The following is a 19,199-nucleotide window of genomic DNA, read 5'->3' as shown; positions in this document are numbered from 1 at the left end:
GAAGCATGACCGTTAAAACAGGCCGGTCAGGCCGGCGAGAATCGTTCCCGCAATTCCGATCAGCGCCGCGTAGCCAAGCGCAGGAACGACCGTTCTTCTGATGATATCGCCTTCCTTATCTGCAAGCCCGACCACCGCCGCAGCTGCGACGACGTTATGCACGCAGATCATGTTCCCTGCAGCTGCACCCGCAGTCTGCTGAGCGAGAACCAGCGTCTGATCAAGCCCTGCTGCCGACGCAACAGATGTCTGAATTGGCGCGAAGGTCAAGCCTGATACCATTGCACTGCCTGTAATAAACGATCCCAAAAGTCCAAGAAACGGCGCTGCAAGATGCCAGACGCTTCCGAGGCCTGATGCGAGCATCACAGCAATGTGTTCCGGCATTGATACGAGATTTCCGGCATTAACACCGGAATTAATAAACACGTTCACTAACGCAAGCGTCGGGAACAAAGCCAGTGCGGCTCCGCCTACCATCTTCCTCGAATCCATTACGGCTTCTCCGACGACTCGCAGTTTTTTCCGCTGCACGAATACAGACAGCACCGCTGCAAGAAGTAAAACTGCACCTGGTGAGTAAAGCACCTGCCAAGTAGAAGTGGCGGTTTCAACACCGAGAATCGTTGTCCATGACAAATCGACCGCCGTTTGAGCAAATTCCTGGATTGGTTCTACTATTCTTGTCAGCAAAAGCAGGCCGATGACGATAAAGTATGGGCTCCATGCTGCAAAAAGCGACATATTCGGTGCTTCCTCTTCCTGCACCGCTTTAGGTTCCAGCGCTTTCTTCCACTCTTTTTCCGGCATAAAAATACCGGCGCTTGCCGTAGCTGCTGCGACAGCCAGCGCTGTCAAAGAAGCCAGGATCGCAACGAACTCAGGTCCGAATAAAACGGCATACAGAAGAGCAGATCCGGTGTATGTCATCCCTGTCAGCAGTGCCCAGGGAGCCATCTCGCGCGTATCCTTCCAGGCATGTTTTTTATCGGCAAAAAACGTAAGCACGAATATGAGCAGCAGCGGAATAAAGGTCCCAGCTCCAAGATCCATTGCCGTAATCCGGATCGCTGTGTCCTGGAACAATGCTGAATCGGCTCCCGGCACACCGCCGAGGCCGACGATAACAGGCGTTCCTACGGCTCCAAATGAAACAGCCGTACTATCTGCAATGAGTGCGAGCGAAGCCGCTGCCATCGGGGCAAAACCGAGGGCGACGAGCAGCGGACCTGTAACAGCAGCCGGAGTGCCGAACCCTGCCGCCCCCTCAATCAGACTGCCGAATAGAAAGGCAGTTAATACAGCCTGGACGCGCATATCTCCTGAGACACGCCGGAATCCCTGATTAATACGAACGACGGCCCCTGTCCGTTTTAGTGTATTCAACAGCACGATAGCGCCAAGCAGAATGAATAAGATCGTGACCGCCTGATGCAGCCCTTCCAAAATGGAAGCTGAAAGCACGAGAAGCTCCATCTGCCAGACGACTGCCGAAAGTATGATAAACAGCACGGCACTGTAAAGCATACCTTTTCTCGCAGGAAGGCGCAGGACTACCAGAAAAAGAAAAGGAAGAATAATTGCACTTAATGCTGTAAGCATGAGCATAGCCGACGCCCTCCTTGTTCAACATTTCACATAAATAGATTTATGTAAGGACTGATTCCATTATACCGTGAAATCAGTCTTGGAAAAATGAAAGCTAGCAAAAAAACGTGTCGACTTTGTGAATTTATGAACAAAATCATAACTGCACGCTTTTCAGCAGCCTGTCTACCTCCTGAAGCACCTCTCCTGCCCGTCCTTCCAGCACTAAGTCGAAATCGGATGCTGTTCCGCTGTAGTCGGCATTAATATAAACGGACCGCCCTTTTGACATCAACGGCAATTGATTGGCCGGATACACTTCCAGACTGGTGCCTATTGTGACGACAAGATCTGCTTTCTGTACAGCTAAAAGGGCTTCATCCCAATCTTTTTCGGGGAGGATCTCGCCAAAGAGTACTACCCCTGGACGCAGCTTTCCGCCGCAAATTTGACACGGTCTGCCTTTGCGGAAATCTGCTTCGCCAGCCTCTTCATCACATCGCGAGCACCGGACCGCCTGCAGCCTGCCATGAAGCTCATACACCCTTTGGCTGCCCGCTTTACGATGAAGCCCGTCTACGTTCTGCGTGGCGACAGCTTGCACCATGCCCCGGCTCTCCCATGATGAAATGACATAGTAGCCAGCGTGCGGCACAGCCGCTTCTAAAGATGCCATCCTGGCTGCATAGAAATCCTTAAACAGCGGATAATCCTGATTCATCGCTTCCGGAGTGGCGACGGTTCGCGGATCGACCCGTCTCCACCATCCTTCTTTAGAACGAAAGTCAGGCAGGTTCGATTCGGTGCTCATTCCTGCTCCGGTGAACAATACTGTTCGCTCGGCCGTCAGCAGCCAGTTAGCAAGCAGCGCTGCTTTTCGCTCCGCTTCCGGATAGCAGGCTTCAAGCCAAGCCATAAACGATGACTCATTTCTGTATTTATGGTGAAGCACTTTCTTTTCAACTGCTCCTGCTGCTTCCGGGCTCACGTAGAGAGGATAAAGTGACATCCAGGCGATTCCATCCAGCAGCTTTAAGCCGTCTTCTTTTGCTCCCTGCGCTGTATGATACGTGACGCCCTCTGATGATTCATCTGTACGCAGGCGGAAGTCCCACCAGCCATCGTACCGCTCTGCCCCTTTGAGTTCGATTGTTCCGCCCTCTGTGCCGATCGAGAGCAGGGTCGTCCATTCTTCAGCATTTCTCATACGAAGACCTCCCGGCTGATGCGAGGCCGTTTCAAAAGATACCTCGACTTGGCCATCCATTTGTCTGATGCAAGTGGTAATCTATACCCGGTCCAAGCAGGAGATAACCTCAGTCTATCCGCTTATAAACCGGTCGTTTTGTCCCGATCTGCTCATAAAAAAGGGAGATATCTTCTTCTTTCAGCATGTTTGTCTGCAGAACTTCCTGTTCTTCGTCTTCTTTCACCAGAAGGCAGCCCTCTTGGGTCCAAATAGCATAATGCAGTTGAGTCCATCGCACCAGACGTTTTTTTCGTGCAGGCCCTTCGTGGATATAGATTCCGTCCTCCTCGATTCGAAACAGCTCCATCCGGTGCAGCCGAAAAAAATAAAAGCTGACGATTACAGCGAGCAGCGATGTGAACGCTGCTGCAGCCTCCAGCAGACCGACGCCGCCAAAATGAATTCTGGCCGCCGTCAGCCAAGCTGTCATCACTGCTGTGACTGCCCATAAAAATCCGAGCACCGTCCAGTTGTTCTGTTTTGCAAATAAAAATGACATGATGATACGCTCCTGTCTCAACCTTATAAAAAGAACGCCCGCAAGCAATCTGCGAAGCGTCCCGGACTCGTTATTGCTTCTGATCCAGAATTTCTTTTACACGTCCGACGGTGCCGTCTTCCAGCCGGACCTTTATTCCATGCGGATGCGTCGCTGATTTCGTCAAAAGATCTTTTACGACACCCTCTGTCAGCTTACCGCTGCGCTGATCTTGTTTTTGCACGACTGCTACTCTCGCTCCCGGAGTAACGGATGCTCTGTTCTGGCCACTCATATCCGCAGCCCCCCTTTCCTATACAGTATAGCTTATTATACTGCTGTGAAAAAGCACTCACTCTATTCCATGCTGCAGGGTGCGTAGAGGCTGAGTCGGCAGATGATCGGTTGCACGAACAAACGAAAAAACCGTCCGGTCACCGGACGGTCCAGCGCTTATGTTTTCATTTTTGGATCAAGTGCATCGCGAAGGCCATCGCCAATCATATTAAAGCCGAGTACAACAAGCATGATCGAGAGACCCGGGAATAGTACCGTCCAAGGGGCGCTCTGAATATACTGCCGTGCATCAGAGAGCATGCTGCCCCATTCCGGCGTCGGCGGCTGGGCACCAAGTCCGAGAAACCCAAGTGCTGCGGCTTCCAGAATGGCCGTACCAAAACCGAGCGTTGCCTGAACAATAATCGGTGCGGTACTGTTAGGCAGGACGTGATGAATAAGGATTCTCCCGCTCTTCATTCCCTGAGCTTTAGCCGCAAGAATGTACTCCTCTTCCCGGATTGAGATAACTTTCGATCGGACGAGACGGCCAAAAATCGGAATATTGATAATCGCAATCGCGATCAACGCATTCTGCAGAGACGGACCAAGAATCGCTACGATCGCGATCGCAAGCAGAATGGATGGAAATGCGAGCATAATATCAAAGATGCGCGAGATAATCATATCAATCCAGCGCCCAAAGTATCCGGCTATAATCCCGAGAAGAGAGCCGAAGAAAAGGGCACCGGTTACAGCAAAGAAACCGACCATCAGGGAAATTCTAGCCCCGTACACAATTCTCGTGAAGATATCCCGTCCCAGATCGTCCGTACCAAACCAGTGATCCGCATTCGGAGACTGGAGCCTGGGACCGGCATTGATCGATTGAGGCTGATAGCTCGTCAACAGCGGTGCAAAAATCGCTGTCAGAATAAAAAAGGCGATAATAAACAATCCGACAAGCGCAAGCTTGTTTTTCTTCAGTTCCTTATAAGCGACCTTCCAGGGAGAGGCTGGTGCTGGCAGCACCGTGCCGGCCTCATCGTTTTCAGGGCCTGGAATGGGGCTTTTTTGTTTGTTAGCCTGTTCCATGTTCCTCTCCCCCTAATATTTAATACGAGGATCGATATAGCTGTAAAGCAGATCCACGATCAGATTGATAAATACGAACATGGTAGCGATGACCAGAATGCCGGACTGAATAACAGGATAATCCCGTGTACCGATCGCTTCAAACACGTATCTCCCGATTCCAGGCCAGCTGAAAATCGTTTCTGTTAAAATCGCCCCGCCCAGCAAGGTTCCAGTTTGCAGACCGACTACTGTCAAAACTGGGATAACCGCATTTTTAAACCCGTGTCGATACACGATGGACATGTGATTGATTCCCTTTGCCTGCACGGTCCGTATGTAGTCGGAGCGCAGGACTTCCAGCATGCTCGATCTTGTCATTCTCGCAATAATCGCCATAGGAATCGTACCGAGCGCGATTCCCGGGAGAACGAGGTGCTTCAACGACGTAACAAACTGGTCCGGTCTTCCTGAAAGCAAGGTGTCAATCAGATAAAAATGGGTGACTGTTTCCACAGGGTCCCGTGGATTGGAGCGGCCAAAAGCCGGCAGCCATCCGAGCTCCTGGGCAAACACCCACTGCTGCATTAACCCCAGCCAGAATATTGGCATCGATACACCGATGAGAGCAATCAGCATAGCTGTATAATCAAACATAGAATTCTGCTTCCAAGCACTGATAATTCCGGCGTTAACGCCCACAATTACAGCAAATACCATTGCAAAAAACGTCAGTTCAATTGTAGCCGCGAGAAACGGCCAGATTTCTACAGAGATTGCCGCGTTTGTTCGCAGCGAGTTTCCGAGATCTCCCTGGAGCAGACCTAACATGTATTCTGTATACTGTACAAAATACGGTTCATTCAGCCCCAGCTGTTCTTCAAGCTGTTCAATTGCCGCAGGAGTAGCCTGCTCGCCGAGAATGGTCTGGGCAGGGTTACCTGGTATTAAATGAATGATGGAGAATGTAATCAGCGACATCCCGATCAAAACCGGAATGAGCATGAGCAGTCTTCTTATCGTATATGAAAGCAATTGCCTGCACCCCCCGCTGCCTTACAGCGTATGTATCCGTTTTTCTGCATAAGGAACGCAGCGGACAGGCAACCTGCCCGCTGCACCAATATGCTTTTAATCCATAAGTTCAACGTTTGTCAACGGCTCACTGGTAGATGGATGCGGTACGTATCCAGAAACCCGCTCGCTGCCCGCAAGAACCGGAATGGAATGAACGAGTGGAATCATCGGCGCGTCTTCATGGATGATTTCCTGAGCTTCCATGTAAAGCTCTGCACGCTCGTCTTCATCAATCGTAACCTTCGCTTCATCGAGAAGTGCATCTACTTCATCATTGCGGTAGAAATTACGGTTACCGCCAGGAATTGCGTCTGAATGAAGCAGGTTGCCGAAGAAGTAGTCCGGATCACCGTTTACACCGGACCACCCGAGCATAAACAGGTCATGTTCACCTGCTTCTGTCTGCTCCAGGTACGTCGCCCACTCCATACTGACGATATTCGCCGTTACACCAATTTCATCGAGGTTTGCCTGCATAACCTCTGCAGCTCTCTGAGGATCCGGCATGTATGGACGTGCAACAGGCATCGTCCAAAGATCAAATTCCAGGTCTTCATAGCCTGCATCTTCCAGCATCTGCTGAGCCAGCTCCGGATCATACTCATACGCTTCAATGTCATCATTGTAGCCCAGATAGTCAGGTGGAATCAGATTCTTAGCCGGCTCTGCCATGTCAGCATAAAGCAGGGAAATCAGATTTTCTTTGTCGATCGCATGGTTCAATGCACGCCTCAACTCTGGATCATCGAACGGCTCTTTGTCTTCATTAAAGCCCAGATAGCCGATATTATTTGTTGCACGCTCAAATGTCTGAACGCCTTCTTCTCCTTCAAGCTGCTCCAAATCGTCCGGGTTCAGTCCGTCCATAATATCGATCTCTCCGGAACGAAGAGCCGTCAGACGAGCGGAATTATCCGGGATCACCTGGAAGATTACCTGATCCAGCTTAGGCAGATCTTCCTGCCAGTAGTCCTCGTATTTCTCCAGTACGATTGAATCATCACGAGACCAGCTGACAAATTGGAATGGGCCTGTCCCAACCGGATTCTCGTTAATTTCTGCTCCATACTCTTCAAAGGCTGCTGGAGACGTGATCGAGAAGTAGCTCATCCCCATATTTTGAATAAACGATCCGAGCGGCTGATTCAGTACAAATTCAACCTCATAGTCGTCAAGCACGTTAATTTCATCAATCACGTGGCCTTCGTCTCCCACGAAACCACCAAACTGCGTTCCGTACACGCTGTATGCGTATCCTTCATCAGCGAAATGGAATTCATGATCCGGATCAGCCCAGCGTTCAAAGTTCAGTTTGACCGCATCTGCATTAAAGTCTGTTCCATCATGGAACGTTACCCCTTCACGCAGCTGGAACGTGTACCGCATGCCGTCATCATGCACTTCCCAGTCTTCTGCAAGCCCAGGCTGAATTTCAAACGAATCCTCTTCAAAGCTTAGCAGCGACTCATAAATCTGTTCAGTCACACGGGACGATTCTCCGTCTGTTACGCTCGCATAATCCAGGCTGACAGAATCGCCGCCCCTGGCAAAAATCAGCGTCTGGTCTTCAGAAGGTGTTCCTGCTTCTTCATCTCCATTATCCTCATCATCCGCACCGTTGTTCTCATCGGCCCCATCATCTGCAGCATTGTTCGCTTCAGCGTTGTTGTCGACATCTGTATTTTGTTCGTTGTTTTCTCCGCCGCAGGCTGTGAATAGCAGCGCAGCTGCAGCAACTGACGTCAGTACAAAAGACTTCTTCATTCCATTTCCCCCTTTAAGATTGGTGATGTATAGTGGTTTCTGCTGATTGTCCCGTACGCTCCTCGTTGTAGAGGTGACAAGCAGCAAAATGGTTAGCTCTGATTTCCCGAAACTCGGGTACGACCGTGCGGCATTCCTCCATAACGTGAGGACACCGTGTATGGAAAGGGCATCCGGAAGGCGGATTTGCCGGGCTCGGAACATCCCCCTCTAAAATAATGCGTTCTTTCTTCAGATCAGGGTCCGGCTCCGGCACTGCAGATAAGAGAGACTGCGTATAGGGATGGAGCGGCTCTGCATACAAATCCTCTTTATCTGCAAGCTCTACCATCTTACCGAGATACATGACACCGATCCGGTCACTGATATGTTTTACGACGCTTAAGTCATGCGCAATAAACACATAGGTAAGACCGAACTGTTCCTGCAGATCCTCCATCAAATTCAGCACTTGGGCCTGAATCGATACATCGAGCGCCGAAACAGGCTCATCGCAAATAATCAGCTTTGGACGAACGATCAGCGCCCTGGCAATGCCAATCCGCTGGCGCTGCCCTCCGCTGAACTGATGCGGATAACGGGACGCATGCTCAGGCGGCAGGCCGACGATTTGCAGAATCTCTTCCACTTTCTTTCGGCGTTCTTCTTTCGTACCGATGCCATGAACAATCAAAGGCTCCCCGAGAATCTTTTCGATTTTATGCCTTGGATTCAAGGAAGCGTAGGGATCCTGAAAAATAATCTGCATGTCGCGACGCATTTTTCGCATTTCTTCCTGCGAGAGGGCTGTTACATCTTTCCCTTCAAACAATACGTCACCGGCTGTCGGCTCAATCAGGCGGAGAATGGATTTCCCGGTGGTGGATTTTCCACAGCCCGACTCTCCAACAATGCCCAGCACCTCTTTTTCGTATACGTCAAAGGAAACGTCATTAACAGCCTGGACATCGCCGATGCGGCGACCGAATACGCCACCCTTTATCGGGAAGAATTTCTTAAGATTTTTGACTTGCAGAAGCGGCTGACGGCTCATTCGGCGCACCTCCTTCCGTATCATAGAGGAAGCAGCGGCAGTCGTGCCCCGTCCGCAGCTGAATCAGCTCTGGGTCTTCCTGAAGACAGCGGTCGAAAACGTGCTCGCATCTCGCTGCAAAACGGCACCCTTTTTGAATGGAACCTGGCTTTGGCACATTGCCCGGGATCGAATACAGCCGCTCATCTCGTCCAGAGAGCTTTGGCAGCGAACGGATTAGTCCGACCGTGTATGGATGCTTTGGCGCCTTTAAAATGGTGCGCACATCTCCCTGCTCGACCACCTTGCCTGCATACATAACCACGACTCTGTCGCATATTTCTGCTACAACGCCGAGGTCATGTGTAATCATTAGAATCGCGGTTCCTTTATCCCGATTCAGATTCTTCATCAGCTCAAGAATTTGTGCCTGAATGGTTACATCCAGGGCCGTCGTCGGCTCATCCGCAATAAGGATTTCAGGATCAGACGCCATCGCTATCGCAATCATTACCCGCTGTCTCATGCCTCCTGAAAGCTGGTGAGGATATTCATAAGCAATCTCCTCAGCTCTAGGTATACCGACGATTTTCAACATCTCAACCGCTTTCTGATGCGCTTCTTTTTTTGATAGCTTCCGATGCTTTCGTAAGCCTTCTGTGATTTGAAAGCCGATTTTATAAAGCGGATCCAAGGAGGTCATTGGTTCCTGAAAAATCATCGACAGCTTGTTTCCGCGTATGCTGCGGATCTGTTTTCCGCTCATTTTCGTTAAGTCCATCTTTTGTCCATCGCCAGCTTCAAACAGGATTTCACCGCCGACAATTTTTCCTGGCGGATTCGGCACCAGTCCCATAATCGAAAGCGACGTTACACTTTTGCCGCACCCGGACTCTCCAACTACCCCGAGCACTTCCCCTTCTTCAATATGAAAGCTGACATCATCTACGGCCGGGATTTCGCCGCTGTCGGTAAAGAAGTGCGTCTGCAAATTCTTTACGTCGAGTACTTTTCTGCTCATATTGCCCCCCCGGTAAAGCCTGTTAGTATGTACGCAATTAAAAATATTCAAAAAATTATATCTTAAAAAATAAATTACTACACTGTTACACATTTAGCAATTACTATTTTCAAATTTTTATAAGATTCTGGATATACATGTAATTCAATCGTTCTTGTATGATATGATAAAAGCCTTATGTACCAGTGTTTAGAGACTTTATTTAGATTACAGAAATATCTGACACCTAATAAAATCTTTTTTTCGTGAATTATGCTGCGATAGCGTTTATGAACGGTTTCACATGTTTTCCGGCTTCAACGAGGGGGTGGTTCATGTTCCCGATTTGATCCTCGCCTGATGACGGGATCCACTTTGATAATTATCTATTGGCACCGACATGCTGAAGAGGAGCGTTTTCGTTCGTTGAGGAAGCCTGCTTTGTTTTTATAAATGGCCCTGATTACTTTTCCATCCCCCCTCCAATAAAAAAAGCGGGCACAGGCCCGCTCAAAGTGTCGATAAAGTCATTTTAAGTGAATATCGTTGCATCTGCCTGTATCTGCGGGCACTCACTTTCCGGAGGGAGCGGGCTCGGCTTTCCCTTCTTTCATCCGCCGGATCTTCGCCTCGTTCTGAGCCGAGATTCTTCGATGTCAGCAGCTGGCAGTGCGTTTCATGTGCCTGGTTACGAAAGTACGATCGGCTTCCATAAAGATTGAACCTTCCCGACGAGACGTTTCGATGTTGAATAGGGATGCCAGTCCTTCATCGAATTCATGATAAACGTAAAAAAAGCAGTCGCGTCTGTCGTGACGTTGTTCTCCACGAATCAGAGTCGTTTTCCCGATGTGTCCGGCGGAGGCGCAACAAGCAGTCTGAACGGGGACAGACCCGCTTCGTTTTCTTATACTGTTCGTCGTTTCCATCACCTCGTACCGCAGGTTCAGCGATGTAACACTAAGCTGCTCCCTGCTCAGGGGCTCGGTTATACTTTGTAAAAAGGGCCCCGACAATCAAAAGGACAAACGCTGCTGCAGCAGCGGGCGTTTCATAAGGCAAACTAAATGTATAAGGTACCGCTATGATAACTGCTGCGCTCAGCATACTTATTGGTGTGACGGCTGTTTTCCAGCCCTCTAATCCAGCCTTCCGTCTCCTGCGGATGCTCATAAAAGCAAACAGCGGCAGCAGCACCCAAAAAATGAGCCACATCGTGTTCATTCGTTACTCCCTTCCCTTTACCGGCCAAAGCTCCGGATACAGATTCCCTTCGTCAAAAAACAAATAAGACAATCAGTACAATAGCAGCGGCCTGAAGAATTGAAATAATAATCAGCTGGTCGGCAGACTGATTAACACCAGGGATGAACCTTCTGCCAAGAAAATTAATGGCTAACATGAACAGCAGCCCCATAGAGAAAATGACTGCAGCCTCCATGGTCCTCACCCCGCTTTTTTAAAAGTTTGTTATGTACCGGCTCTCTCCAGTATAAAGAAACGTCAGCCCGGCTGCCACACCAAAAAAGCAGAGCACCGGTTTACGGATACCTCTGCCTTCCTGTCGGCGCTTCTATTTTTTACTGCTTTCTTCCTGAGCAAGCAGTCTGTCTTCAAGCCGCTGAATTTTATCATGAAGCTCGTCATTCTCACGCTGCAGCTCCACGCCTTTTGACGAGTAGTATGGGTCGGTTTCCCACCAGTCCATTCCAATTTCTTTCGCCTTATCTACTGAGGCTACGAGCAGACGGATCCGAATCGTAATCAGCTCTACTTCAGCGAGGCTGATCGAAATATCGCCTGCAATCACCACACCTTTATCCAATACAGTTTCCAGCACATCGACAAGACTGTTTGAAGCCGTTGGGTGTTTTATCGCATCGAAATCTGACATGATCGAATCGACTCCTTTATAATAGGTTTCCGAGAGGCCCGAGATCAATATTCAGATCCTCTGCGGTCAATCCAAAATAGTCTTTCATCTCTTCCATTTTTTCTTCGAGTGTGTATAATGCTTCACCGAGTCTTTCAATTTCCTCATCTGTGAGCGTCCCGCTGTCCACTCGTCTCATTGCCTGCCGTTCGACAAGCTGTCGAACAAGCTCAATCACCGTCAATACCAGCTCGGCGAGGCCCTCCTGCGCCTTGTCAGGATCGAGCGACACTCGGCCCGGATGGCTGTTCAGCAGTTCCGGAGTTTGATTCATGTCGATTCCTCCTCAAGTTCGTGCTTGCGCTCTGTGCTTTTTATCAGCGTATCCACCGACGTCAGCAGGATACGCAGGTCCAGATAAACAAGGTCGATATCAGCTATGGAAATCATGATATCCCCTTTCAATACGACACCTTTTTCCAAAACGGCATCGAGAACATCCAGCAGCGCAACATCTTTATCTTTGTCCAGTTCCTGAAGCACCGGCTTCTCCTCCTAACTGGTCGTTTCTTTTTGTTCCAGCACCGCGAAATGATAGGGAGGCCAAGGTCCAGCCGCCTCAATTTGTATACCAGTTTCTTCTTTATTAAATTGATCCTGCTCGCTTCGTAAAATGTCAGCCGCTGCAGCAGCAGCTTCTGCATCCTTAAACAAGTAGACGCCGTTCCATACCATGTCCTCTGTCCGGCCGCTGAGCTTTTTCTCCCATACCTTTTTTCGGACTGAATCGGACGAATACGGCTCAAGCAGAGCGTGCAGCCGCTCGCCTATCTTTCGAAGCTCTTCATCTGCTTTCTCTTTCAACCAGTTGCCAAGCTTCTTCTTTTCAAAAAACTGTTTGCCTCTCGGCAGTTTTTCAATCTCTTCATATTTTGCTTGGATATCAGATTCGTTTTGTTGAAACTGCGGATCGAACTTAGCACGGTCCGCATAGAGCTTCATACTCCATTCCTGCTTTCCTTTCAGATCAGAAAATAATTGCTGCATCGTCGCAGCCCGCTCATCAAGTACTGTTTTCAAGCCGGCCGTTTGCTCATATACTGTCCCAAAGCTCAGCGGAATAACCATCGAAGCATGCTGCTGCAGTTCATGCATAATGTGGTGATGGTGATAAGCTCTGTCCTTCAGCCAATGCATATTTTCCACATTACCTTGCAGAGCCTCCTGCGAATAATCAGATTCAGGCACTTCACAACAGGCTGCAGAAACGCCGGACGACGTGACATAGGCCACTTCTGTCTGAGGTTCGATTCCGGGCAAGCCTGACTTCTCCTCGCCTTCCGGCACAAATCCGAAAACGTAAATTAGCGACATTGATTATCCCCCCTCCTGTTCCAGCTGTTTAGCAATCCGGTATCGTTCCAGCAGAATAGCTTCTTCACGGTCATATGCTTCCTCGGAGATATCTCCAAGCTCCAGCATCATCTGAAGCCGCGCCAGCTTCTTTTGAATCGTTTCCAGATCATACAGCTCTTTGTCGACTTCCTCTTTCACCTTTTCACCGACAAACTTTACTGTGTCAATTGGCCAGGTGAACAGTTTGAAAATCATGGGCTTCCTGCTTTCACTTTCAGATCAATAAAGTTGTAAGCCGGCCAGGGACCTGTATAGGAAAAATCGATCCGGTCCTTCCACTTTTCATAGATCCGGTTTACTTCTTTATCAAATGCTTCTTCCTTTTCAGCGTCAAGCAAGAATGCTGCGTTTAAGAGCATCCGTTCGTTTATCGTTTCGTTTGATTTAGCTGCATCAGCGATCTTTGCGAGCGGCTGGAATACTTCTTTTTCAAACTCCTCATGGAAGGACGTAACGAACTTTTTCGATGCTTCCCCTGCTGCCAGGTTTTCATAGTAAGTGGAAGGTCTCGAGCGGCTGTTCAGCTGCTGCTGCATTTTTTTAAGCGCCGGATTTTTCATCGCCTGCTCTTTCATCCACTCTTTTTTTCCCGTCAGCTTCAGACCAACTTCCATTTTCCCTTCGATTTTCGGGAAAATCTGTTTAAATTTTCCGTAAAGCTGACTGGCGAATTCCTTTACATCCGCCTCGGATTCTACAACGTTTCCGAAGCTCACGGGAATGACTGTACAGTCTTTCATGACAGCCGCTACCGTATCCTGGTGGGCTTTCGCATTTTTTCGATTCGGTTCATATATTTTGACCGGGGCTTCCGCTGCGACGACGCTTACGTCTTTATACGTGATCGTCCGGACCGGATACTCCGTCCCGTCAAACGTTACATGCCGTACCGCCGGCTTTTGCGCTCCCGGAACAACTGCTAACATATAAAATCCCATTTCTATTCCCCCTGCACTTCTTTAAGGCCTTTCCTGACTGCTGTCGCAGCCTGCTGAAAGTCCGGGGCACCGCCGAAACGAACAAGCTCTCCGCTCAAAATATCGGTGCATACCTCCGTAAACTCCTTATTGTCAGGCTCCAGCGCAATATTCGCTTTTTTCGCAACGGAGGTGATCATAAGCGCAGACCGAAGGCTCACAAACCCGTTTTCCGCATCTGTAGCATCTTTTATTTTACGGAGAAGGCTCCAGATCATTTTCGCATCCTTATGGCGTACTTCTGCACGCTTTTGAATGATCGTTTCCATCGTTTTTTGCGTATAGTGCACTTCCATCGTCACTAATCTGTCCATAAGCGCGTCCTGTTTCTCGAATACACCGGCATACTCCTCCGGATTAGATGTAAACAAGATCCGGAAATCGGGATGGACCTGGACGTAGCGCTTTTTCTGCTTCGTTCCGTAAAGCGGCACGAGGCCCTCTTCCAAAATAGATAAGAACAGGTTGTTCGTTTCCGCAGTAGAGCGGGAAAATTCGTCGTAGATTACCGTATGTCCTTTTTCACAAGCTTCCACCAGCCTGCCCGGCGTCCAGTCTTCCTTAATGTTTACCTCTTTTTTGTAAACTTGACGAATAAAATTATCCACAAGCTTGGTGCTCGTGACACCGGTGATCCCGCCTAAAAGATCCTCGTTATTCATCTCGTGGTTACCGGTGATGAGCGTCACCGGGCGTCCTCTGCTTTTTGCCGCTTCCATCGCGAGTGCTGTTTTCCCTGCTCCTGCCCGACCGGTAACATGAACCGGATATCCAGCTTCCAGAACCCTGGAAATTCGGTGAATGTAGTGGTTAATTTCATCGGTTTTAATATAGGATGCCTGTTCCCTTACAGGTTTTCTAGGCTCCTGCTTTTTCTCGGCAGGTTTTCCCAGTGATTGTGAGGGTGCGCTGCGCACTCCACCGGATTTTCTCGCGCTGATTTCCCGTCTTGTTTGTGCCTGCTTCTGCGCAGCCATACTTATTCTGCCTCCTGTTCCTGATAAATATCTGTTGAAGTTCGCTGTCTAAGCGCCGTTCGTTCAAAAGAAGTCACTTCATTTTTATTGTTAACACGTACCATATAGGTTCCGACCAGCTGGTCGCGGCCGTACCGCTTCATGTATTCTTTTTCTTCGATCATTTCCACGCCCACTTCCCAATAATTACCTTTATTGGAGATGGCCGTAATCCGAAGTACCGGGGACAGATGCTCTTCAAAAAAATCTTTGACTGCTTCGATCAGTTCATTTGCCTTCACGATAATCCCTCCTTCACTGCATGGTAAAGAGGAGGACGATCCTGCCGTCCTCCTAAGCTGTCTATTCGTTATGCAAAGTTAAGCTGTTCTCTGCCGCTGTCAGATAAATCGCTGTCAATTTCGCCTTGTACTTCGTCCCGCAGCAGTCCAACCGCTTCTGCGTATCGCAGCCACGTATCAACACTTGCAATAACGACACGTGCTTCAATCGTAATCAGCTCAATGCCGACTAGTGAAATTCGCGCGTACAAGTCGATGACAATCCCTTTATCAAGAATCCGGTCGATAACCTCTGCAAGACTGGACGAATCGGTGCTCTTCTGAATAGCCATGTTCCTATCTCTCCTTCTTTCATTATTTTTATACTAATACTTTTTCAGCTGTGCCGCCCCTTTAATGCGGCTCGCCCCCTTCACGCTGGAGTATCCCTTGATGTCACTGGCCTTTTTAACCCCGTCTCCACCGTCAGATTCATGACTGCTCAGGGCGTTATCCTTTACTTCTTCCTTCGCATTCTCTGCCTGGCCTTTCAACTCGTGTTTAATGTCTTCTGTTCGTTCTTTCGCTTTTTCAGCTGTTTCTTTCAGCTTCTCGCCGGCTTCTTCAAAGTTTTCTTTAAACTCTTCTTTCTTCTCTTTTGCATGCTGAAATTTGTCATACAAATCCTTCGCAATCTTGAAGGCAGATTCCGCCCGGTCTACCTCCGGAAAATGATCCTCCAATGAATCTACCGCATCTTCTGCATCGTCTTTTACTTCGTCTTTTACTTTTTCTTTTACCTTTTTTGCTTTTTCTATGATCCCGTCGGAGGACTCTTCTTCTGCCATGAAAGCACCTCCTTTATGAGGACTCTTTTACTTTCCCTAAAAAGAAACCATCTACTTCCTTCAGCTTCCCGCGCCAGAGAACGGCTCCTTTAGATGGGAGGGCCGTCCCTGATTCATCGAACAATTTGGCGTCTGCAATATGAATATAATTAATTTCCGGTTCTTCTCCGGAGCTGAGCTTCTCCGCAGCTTTCTCGAGACTTTCATAAATTCCTTTATCTGCATCGAGATCAGTATCAAACGCCTCTTTAAATTCTGTGAAATAACGCTCAGCGCCAATGAGGTCGCCGCTGATAATAGAGCCATTCACATTGACTGTTACCGGAAGTGTGTAGTCTTCATTGTCATTGCATGCTTCGATCATCATCTGAAGAATAACGTCTTTTTCATTTTTTATTCCCGGCATAGCGCAGCTCCTTCTGTTAGTTCTATTTCTTTTTCGAAGATCCGGACTTGCCTTCTACTTCCGTTTCTTTTCCGGACCCGCTTTCCTCTTCTTCCTCTTCTTCTGATTCATCTTCCTCTTCTTCATCATCTTCTTCCTCGTCGGACGAATCAGAATTTGAGGCGATGAGCTTTTCCAGCTTTTCTTCAAGGCTGTTAATCCGGTCTTTCAATTGTTCATTTTCTTCTTCTGTACTGCTTTTTTCTTCGCTTTCCTCAGATTGATTGTCGTCTTCCGTTTCTTCCTCTTCTTCGTTTTCGTTCTCGTCATCCTCTTCTTTACTGCCGTCTGCACCAAGAAGCTTTTTAATCGGCTCCTTTACTTTCTGTTTCAGGGAGCCGCCTGACCCGGATGCTGTTTCTTTCAGCTTTCCAGCCAGGCTGGCACTCTTTTGCTTCCATTCCTCTTTATCAATTGTTTCCCACTTATCCATCAGCTTCTCCCGGTTTTTCGGACTGAAATAGTAGCCGGCGGCTCCACCGATGACGGCTCCTACAAATGTAGATTTAATAGTGCCCGGCCCTTTGCTGCCGGATTCTTTTTCCTGCTGCTTCTCGTCTTTTTCTTCTTCTGCCATAATGAAAAACCGCCTTTCAATTATTTTTTATCTGCGAGCTCGGACACCATTTTTTCCAACCGGTCCAGGCGCTCGTTTAAATCATTGTTCTCCTTCTCGGCCTGTTGATCGTTGGACTTATTCCCAGAGCCAAGAAGCTTATCTTTACCGGCTTCCATCAGCTTTTGAGCCGGACCGCTGTCCATATTTTGAAAATAGCCATCCACCTGTTTTCTGAGATTGTTGGAAGCCTGTTCGATCAGCATGTCCTGAAGCGTTCGCCTCACCTGAAATCCAAGTGCTCTTGCTGCCTCCGTTTTTGCTGCTTTGGAAAGCAGAGTTCGGGCACCTTTACTGCTGGATAGAAATCCAATACCTGCACCTATAAGAGAACCCGTAAGTACATAGCTTTTATCTTGACTGTTCTGTTCATCCGACATTCCGTACCCTCCTTAAATAGTGACAATTAATGTCCTATACCACTTCCTGTCATGAATTATGCAGAAAAACAGTTAAATATTCCTTAAATATATTCTTTTACACAATATATCGTTAGTACAAAGGATGATTAATATCTGTATAACGAACGTAGATGAATAAAATGTAACTAATGAACGAATTATCTGTGTTCCGCTCCTTATCATCGACTGGAAATATGCCTATTACCCAAGTCAACAAGACAGCTTCCATTTCGGAACGTCGATCACGTTACTACGGATAACTGCCTTTAATTGGCCTGTTCATGAAAACACTCGCTTTCGAAGAGAAACGGCTCGGTTTTTCCTCCTGCTGTCTACCACGGCATACCTGTATTTTCATTAATATGTAACGCTTCGGACCGGTAATCGTCAAACAAAAAAAGAGCGGGCTCTCGAAAGAGCTCCGCTTGCTGTGACAGTAAATTCAGTTCGTATTCATGTCTGTAAAACAGTCTTCTTTGTTCACGATTGAACGAAAGAAGCGACGGTTTCCACTTGGGCTGTGTGCGGAAACATATCAACAGGCTGCAGCGATTCAAGCCGGTAGCCTCCTCGTTCAGCTAACACCGCAGCATTTTTTGCCAGTGTCGACGGGTTGCAGGATACGTATACCAGTCGCTTGGGTTTTATTTTTGTTAGAGTTTTCAGCAGACTATCAGCCAAACCGGTACGAGGCGGATCGACGATTATGACGTCTGCTTTCCATCCATCATTTTCCCAAGCCGGCAGCACATCCTCTGCTCTGCCAGTTTCAAATGAAAGATTGCTCAATCCATTCAGGCAAGCATTGTGCTCCGCATCGCTGATCGCATCCTGAACCGTATCCATACCCCTGACCTCATGCGCCTGCCCGGCTGCCCATATGCCTATCGTTCCCGTTCCGCAGTAAGCATCTACTACATTTTCCGAGCCGGTCAGATTTGCTGCTCTTATTGCTTCGGTATACAGCGCAATCGTTTGAGACGGGTTCAGCTGAAAAAAGGCTCTGGCTGAGAGCTCAAATACGTTTCCTGATAACGTTTCCCGGATACTAGTTTCTCCAGCGAGAGGAATGGTTTTCTCTCCGAACACGAGAGGGGTTTTCTTCTCATTAATATTTTGCATGATGGATGTCAGGTTTGGGAGCCTGCTGCGTATTTCAGATAAAAAGGCTTCTTTTTCGGGAAATGTTTCAGATGCTGTGACGAGGACGAGCTGAGTTTCATTTGTATGAAATCCCTGCCTGGTTACAATCGTCCGCAGAAAACCTTTATGCTTTTTCGGATGGTAGATCGATATGCCGCAGGCCTCGGCCGCTTCCTTCACTTCATTGGTGACGTGATCGATCGTTTCGTGCTGGACGATACAAGCGTCGATGTTCAACAGTCGGTTGCTGTGTTTTTCGTACAAACCGGCGATCACGTGCCCGTTCAGCATGCCGGCCTGCATTTGCCCCTTATTGCGATAGCGCCATGGATGCTCCATGCCAATCGTTTCTTTTAATAAAGAAGCCGTTTTAATTGACGTATACCGCTCAAATGATTGGCGGACGAGATCCTGTTTTTCGCGCAGCTGCGCTTCATAAGACAAATGCTGCAGCTGGCACCCGCCGCAGCGGTCATATACCGGGCACGGTGCCTTCTGCCTGTCAGGAGAAGATTTACGAATCTTGACGAGCTTTGCCCGTGCAAATTTAGAGGACACGCTGACTGTTTCACAGACAACCTCTTCCCCCGGCAGCGCTCCATCCACGAACACAACCTGTTTCTTAAAAAAGCCGACGCCTTCTCCATCGATCCCGAGCCGCTTTATCGTAAGTGGGAAACGCTGGCCTTTCTTTATGGTCACTTGTTTTTGAGCCACAGTTATTCT

25 protein-coding genes are annotated in these 19,199 nt (G+C 48.5%); all 25 read right to left on the bottom strand.

Features of this window, described 5'->3' with window-relative positions:
• Window positions 1-12 precede the first annotated feature (12 nt).
• The 25 genes from ACFO4L_RS00720 to rlmD all read right to left on the bottom strand — a co-directional run bounded on the left by ACFO4L_RS00720 (window position 13) and on the right by rlmD (window position 19,196).
• Window positions 13-1,608, bottom strand: coding sequence for an L-lactate permease (locus tag ACFO4L_RS00720; RefSeq protein WP_377907716.1), 1,596 nt, complete (start codon window positions 1,606-1,608; stop codon window positions 13-15).
• 136 nt (window positions 1,609-1,744) lie between these two features.
• Window positions 1,745-2,794 carry an SIR2 family NAD-dependent protein deacylase gene (locus ACFO4L_RS00715; RefSeq protein WP_377907715.1) on the bottom strand — a complete coding sequence of 350 codons (1,050 nt, stop codon included), beginning with the start codon at window positions 2,792-2,794 and terminating at the stop codon, window positions 1,745-1,747.
• A gap of 109 nt (window positions 2,795-2,903) precedes the next feature.
• A complete protein-coding gene (locus ACFO4L_RS00710) occupies window positions 2,904-3,335 on the bottom strand; it encodes a hypothetical protein (RefSeq protein WP_377907714.1) in 432 nt (143 codons plus the stop codon).
• A gap of 70 nt (window positions 3,336-3,405) precedes the next feature.
• Window positions 3,406-3,609: a YwbE family protein gene (locus ACFO4L_RS00705; protein ID WP_377907713.1), complete on the bottom strand. Its 204-nt coding sequence runs from the start codon at window positions 3,607-3,609 to the stop codon at window positions 3,406-3,408.
• 158 nt (window positions 3,610-3,767) lie between these two features.
• Window positions 3,768-4,685: a nickel transporter permease gene (gene nikC / locus ACFO4L_RS00700; RefSeq protein WP_377907711.1), complete on the bottom strand. Its 918-nt coding sequence runs from the start codon at window positions 4,683-4,685 to the stop codon at window positions 3,768-3,770.
• A gap of 12 nt (window positions 4,686-4,697) precedes the next feature.
• A complete protein-coding gene (locus ACFO4L_RS00695; RefSeq protein WP_377907710.1) occupies window positions 4,698-5,699 on the bottom strand; it encodes an ABC transporter permease in 1,002 nt (333 codons plus the stop codon).
• A gap of 96 nt (window positions 5,700-5,795) precedes the next feature.
• The gene (locus tag ACFO4L_RS00690) at window positions 5,796-7,505 is read right to left on the bottom strand and encodes an ABC transporter substrate-binding protein (RefSeq protein ID WP_377907709.1); all 1,710 of its coding nucleotides are present in this window, start codon (window positions 7,503-7,505) and stop codon (window positions 5,796-5,798) included.
• Window positions 7,506-7,518: 13 nt separating this feature from the next.
• Window positions 7,519-8,538 (bottom strand): ABC transporter ATP-binding protein, encoded by a 1,020-nt coding sequence (locus tag ACFO4L_RS00685; RefSeq protein ID WP_377907708.1) that lies wholly within the window; start codon window positions 8,536-8,538, stop codon window positions 7,519-7,521.
• Window positions 8,501-9,538, bottom strand: a complete 1,038-nt coding sequence (locus ACFO4L_RS00680) for an ABC transporter ATP-binding protein (protein ID WP_377907707.1) — start codon at window positions 9,536-9,538, stop codon at window positions 8,501-8,503. Before ACFO4L_RS00680 ends, ACFO4L_RS00685 begins: the two co-directional genes overlap by 38 nt.
• 939 nt (window positions 9,539-10,477) lie before the next feature.
• Window positions 10,478-10,741: a hypothetical protein gene (locus ACFO4L_RS00675; protein WP_377907706.1), complete on the bottom strand. Its 264-nt coding sequence runs from the start codon at window positions 10,739-10,741 to the stop codon at window positions 10,478-10,480.
• A 52-nt stretch (window positions 10,742-10,793) separates the two neighbouring features.
• A complete protein-coding gene (locus ACFO4L_RS00670) occupies window positions 10,794-10,958 on the bottom strand; it encodes a hypothetical protein (RefSeq protein WP_377907705.1) in 165 nt (54 codons plus the stop codon).
• A gap of 132 nt (window positions 10,959-11,090) precedes the next feature.
• Entirely contained in the window at window positions 11,091-11,411 is a 321-nt protein-coding gene (locus ACFO4L_RS00665; protein WP_377907704.1) for a gas vesicle protein, read from the bottom strand.
• 16 nt (window positions 11,412-11,427) lie between these two features.
• Entirely contained in the window at window positions 11,428-11,724 is a 297-nt protein-coding gene (locus ACFO4L_RS00660; RefSeq protein ID WP_377907703.1) for a gas vesicle protein K, read from the bottom strand.
• Window positions 11,721-11,933, bottom strand: coding sequence for a gas vesicle protein (locus tag ACFO4L_RS00655; RefSeq protein WP_377907702.1), 213 nt, complete (start codon window positions 11,931-11,933; stop codon window positions 11,721-11,723). Before ACFO4L_RS00655 ends, ACFO4L_RS00660 begins: the two co-directional genes overlap by 4 nt.
• A 12-nt stretch (window positions 11,934-11,945) precedes the next feature.
• Complete coding sequence (locus ACFO4L_RS00650) at window positions 11,946-12,764, bottom strand: GvpL/GvpF family gas vesicle protein (protein ID WP_377907701.1); 819 nt, start codon at window positions 12,762-12,764, stop codon at window positions 11,946-11,948.
• A 3-nt stretch (window positions 12,765-12,767) separates the two neighbouring features.
• A complete protein-coding gene (locus tag ACFO4L_RS00645; RefSeq protein ID WP_377907700.1) occupies window positions 12,768-13,001 on the bottom strand; it encodes a gas vesicle protein GvpG in 234 nt (77 codons plus the stop codon).
• The gene (locus ACFO4L_RS00640) at window positions 12,998-13,744 is read right to left on the bottom strand and encodes a GvpL/GvpF family gas vesicle protein (protein WP_377907699.1); all 747 of its coding nucleotides are present in this window, start codon (window positions 13,742-13,744) and stop codon (window positions 12,998-13,000) included. The genes ACFO4L_RS00645 and ACFO4L_RS00640 overlap by 4 nt, the downstream gene beginning before the upstream one ends.
• A gap of 2 nt (window positions 13,745-13,746) precedes the next feature.
• Window positions 13,747-14,760 carry a gas vesicle protein GvpN gene (gene gvpN, locus ACFO4L_RS00635; RefSeq protein ID WP_377907698.1) on the bottom strand — a complete coding sequence of 338 codons (1,014 nt, stop codon included), beginning with the start codon at window positions 14,758-14,760 and terminating at the stop codon, window positions 13,747-13,749.
• 2 nt (window positions 14,761-14,762) lie between these two features.
• Window positions 14,763-15,041, bottom strand: coding sequence for a gas vesicle protein GvpR (locus tag ACFO4L_RS00630; protein ID WP_377907697.1), 279 nt, complete (start codon window positions 15,039-15,041; stop codon window positions 14,763-14,765).
• Window positions 15,042-15,109: 68 nt separating this feature from the next.
• On the bottom strand, window positions 15,110-15,373 hold the full coding sequence (gene gvpA / locus ACFO4L_RS00625) for a gas vesicle structural protein GvpA (RefSeq protein ID WP_168006768.1): 264 nt from the start codon (window positions 15,371-15,373) through the stop codon (window positions 15,110-15,112).
• A gap of 33 nt (window positions 15,374-15,406) precedes the next feature.
• Complete coding sequence (locus tag ACFO4L_RS00620; protein ID WP_377907696.1) at window positions 15,407-15,868, bottom strand: hypothetical protein; 462 nt, start codon at window positions 15,866-15,868, stop codon at window positions 15,407-15,409.
• 13 nt (window positions 15,869-15,881) lie between these two features.
• Entirely contained in the window at window positions 15,882-16,274 is a 393-nt protein-coding gene (gene gvpU / locus ACFO4L_RS00615) for a gas vesicle accessory protein GvpU (RefSeq protein ID WP_377907695.1), read from the bottom strand.
• A gap of 22 nt (window positions 16,275-16,296) precedes the next feature.
• On the bottom strand, window positions 16,297-16,890 hold the full coding sequence (gvpT, locus tag ACFO4L_RS00610; RefSeq protein ID WP_377907694.1) for a GvpT/GvpP family gas vesicle accessory protein: 594 nt from the start codon (window positions 16,888-16,890) through the stop codon (window positions 16,297-16,299).
• 20 nt (window positions 16,891-16,910) lie between these two features.
• Window positions 16,911-17,309: a hypothetical protein gene (locus tag ACFO4L_RS00605; protein WP_377907693.1), complete on the bottom strand. Its 399-nt coding sequence runs from the start codon at window positions 17,307-17,309 to the stop codon at window positions 16,911-16,913.
• Between the two features lie 501 nt (window positions 17,310-17,810).
• Window positions 17,811-19,196, bottom strand: coding sequence for a 23S rRNA (uracil(1939)-C(5))-methyltransferase RlmD (gene rlmD / locus ACFO4L_RS00600; RefSeq protein ID WP_377907773.1), 1,386 nt, complete (start codon window positions 19,194-19,196; stop codon window positions 17,811-17,813).
• Between the last annotated feature and the right edge of the window lie 3 nt (window positions 19,197-19,199).

It is taken from the genome of Bacillus daqingensis (assembly GCF_042654445.1).
GTDB lineage: Bacteria > Bacillota > Bacilli > Bacillales > Salisediminibacteriaceae > Alkalicoccus > Alkalicoccus luteus.
Note: the sequence above shows the minus strand (reverse complement) of the source record. Positions and strands in the feature narration are given on the sequence as shown.

Bases quoted from the DNA above. Each gene is read 5' to 3' on its own strand.
- ACFO4L_RS00660 (WP_377907703.1), bottom strand. From the start codon at position 11,724: ATGAATCAAACTCCGGAACTGCTGAACAGCCATCCGGGCCGAGTGTCG.
- ACFO4L_RS00650 (WP_377907701.1), bottom strand. From the start codon at position 12,764: ATGTCGCTAATTTACGTTTTCGGATTTGTGCCGGAAGGCGAGGAGAAG.
- gvpN (WP_377907698.1), bottom strand. From the start codon at position 14,760: ATGGCTGCGCAGAAGCAGGCACAAACAAGACGGGAAATCAGCGCGAGA.
- ACFO4L_RS00670 (WP_377907705.1), bottom strand. From the start codon at position 10,958: ATGGAGGCTGCAGTCATTTTCTCTATGGGGCTGCTGTTCATGTTAGCC.
- ACFO4L_RS00665 (WP_377907704.1), bottom strand. From the start codon at position 11,411: ATGTCAGATTTCGATGCGATAAAACACCCAACGGCTTCAAACAGTCTT.
- ACFO4L_RS00715 (WP_377907715.1), bottom strand. From the start codon at position 2,794: ATGAGAAATGCTGAAGAATGGACGACCCTGCTCTCGATCGGCACAGAG.
- ACFO4L_RS00675 (WP_377907706.1), bottom strand. From the start codon at position 10,741: ATGAACACGATGTGGCTCATTTTTTGGGTGCTGCTGCCGCTGTTTGCT.
- ACFO4L_RS00690 (WP_377907709.1), bottom strand. From the start codon at position 7,505: ATGAAGAAGTCTTTTGTACTGACGTCAGTTGCTGCAGCTGCGCTGCTA.
- ACFO4L_RS00710 (WP_377907714.1), bottom strand. From the start codon at position 3,335: ATGTCATTTTTATTTGCAAAACAGAACAACTGGACGGTGCTCGGATTT.
- gvpU (WP_377907695.1), bottom strand. From the start codon at position 16,274: ATGCCGGGAATAAAAAATGAAAAAGACGTTATTCTTCAGATGATGATC.
- gvpT (WP_377907694.1), bottom strand. From the start codon at position 16,890: ATGGCAGAAGAAGAAAAAGACGAGAAGCAGCAGGAAAAAGAATCCGGC.
- ACFO4L_RS00645 (WP_377907700.1), bottom strand. From the start codon at position 13,001: ATGATTTTCAAACTGTTCACCTGGCCAATTGACACAGTAAAGTTTGTC.
- ACFO4L_RS00705 (WP_377907713.1), bottom strand. From the start codon at position 3,609: ATGAGTGGCCAGAACAGAGCATCCGTTACTCCGGGAGCGAGAGTAGCA.
- ACFO4L_RS00680 (WP_377907707.1), bottom strand. From the start codon at position 9,538: ATGAGCAGAAAAGTACTCGACGTAAAGAATTTGCAGACGCACTTCTTT.
- ACFO4L_RS00685 (WP_377907708.1), bottom strand. From the start codon at position 8,538: ATGAGCCGTCAGCCGCTTCTGCAAGTCAAAAATCTTAAGAAATTCTTC.
- ACFO4L_RS00640 (WP_377907699.1), bottom strand. From the start codon at position 13,744: ATGGGATTTTATATGTTAGCAGTTGTTCCGGGAGCGCAAAAGCCGGCG.
- nikC (WP_377907711.1), bottom strand. From the start codon at position 4,685: ATGGAACAGGCTAACAAACAAAAAAGCCCCATTCCAGGCCCTGAAAAC.
- gvpA (WP_168006768.1), bottom strand. From the start codon at position 15,373: ATGGCTATTCAGAAGAGCACCGATTCGTCCAGTCTTGCAGAGGTTATC.
- ACFO4L_RS00720 (WP_377907716.1), bottom strand. From the start codon at position 1,608: ATGCTCATGCTTACAGCATTAAGTGCAATTATTCTTCCTTTTCTTTTT.
- ACFO4L_RS00605 (WP_377907693.1), bottom strand. From the start codon at position 17,309: ATGTCGGATGAACAGAACAGTCAAGATAAAAGCTATGTACTTACGGGT.
- ACFO4L_RS00620 (WP_377907696.1), bottom strand. From the start codon at position 15,868: ATGGCAGAAGAAGAGTCCTCCGACGGGATCATAGAAAAAGCAAAAAAG.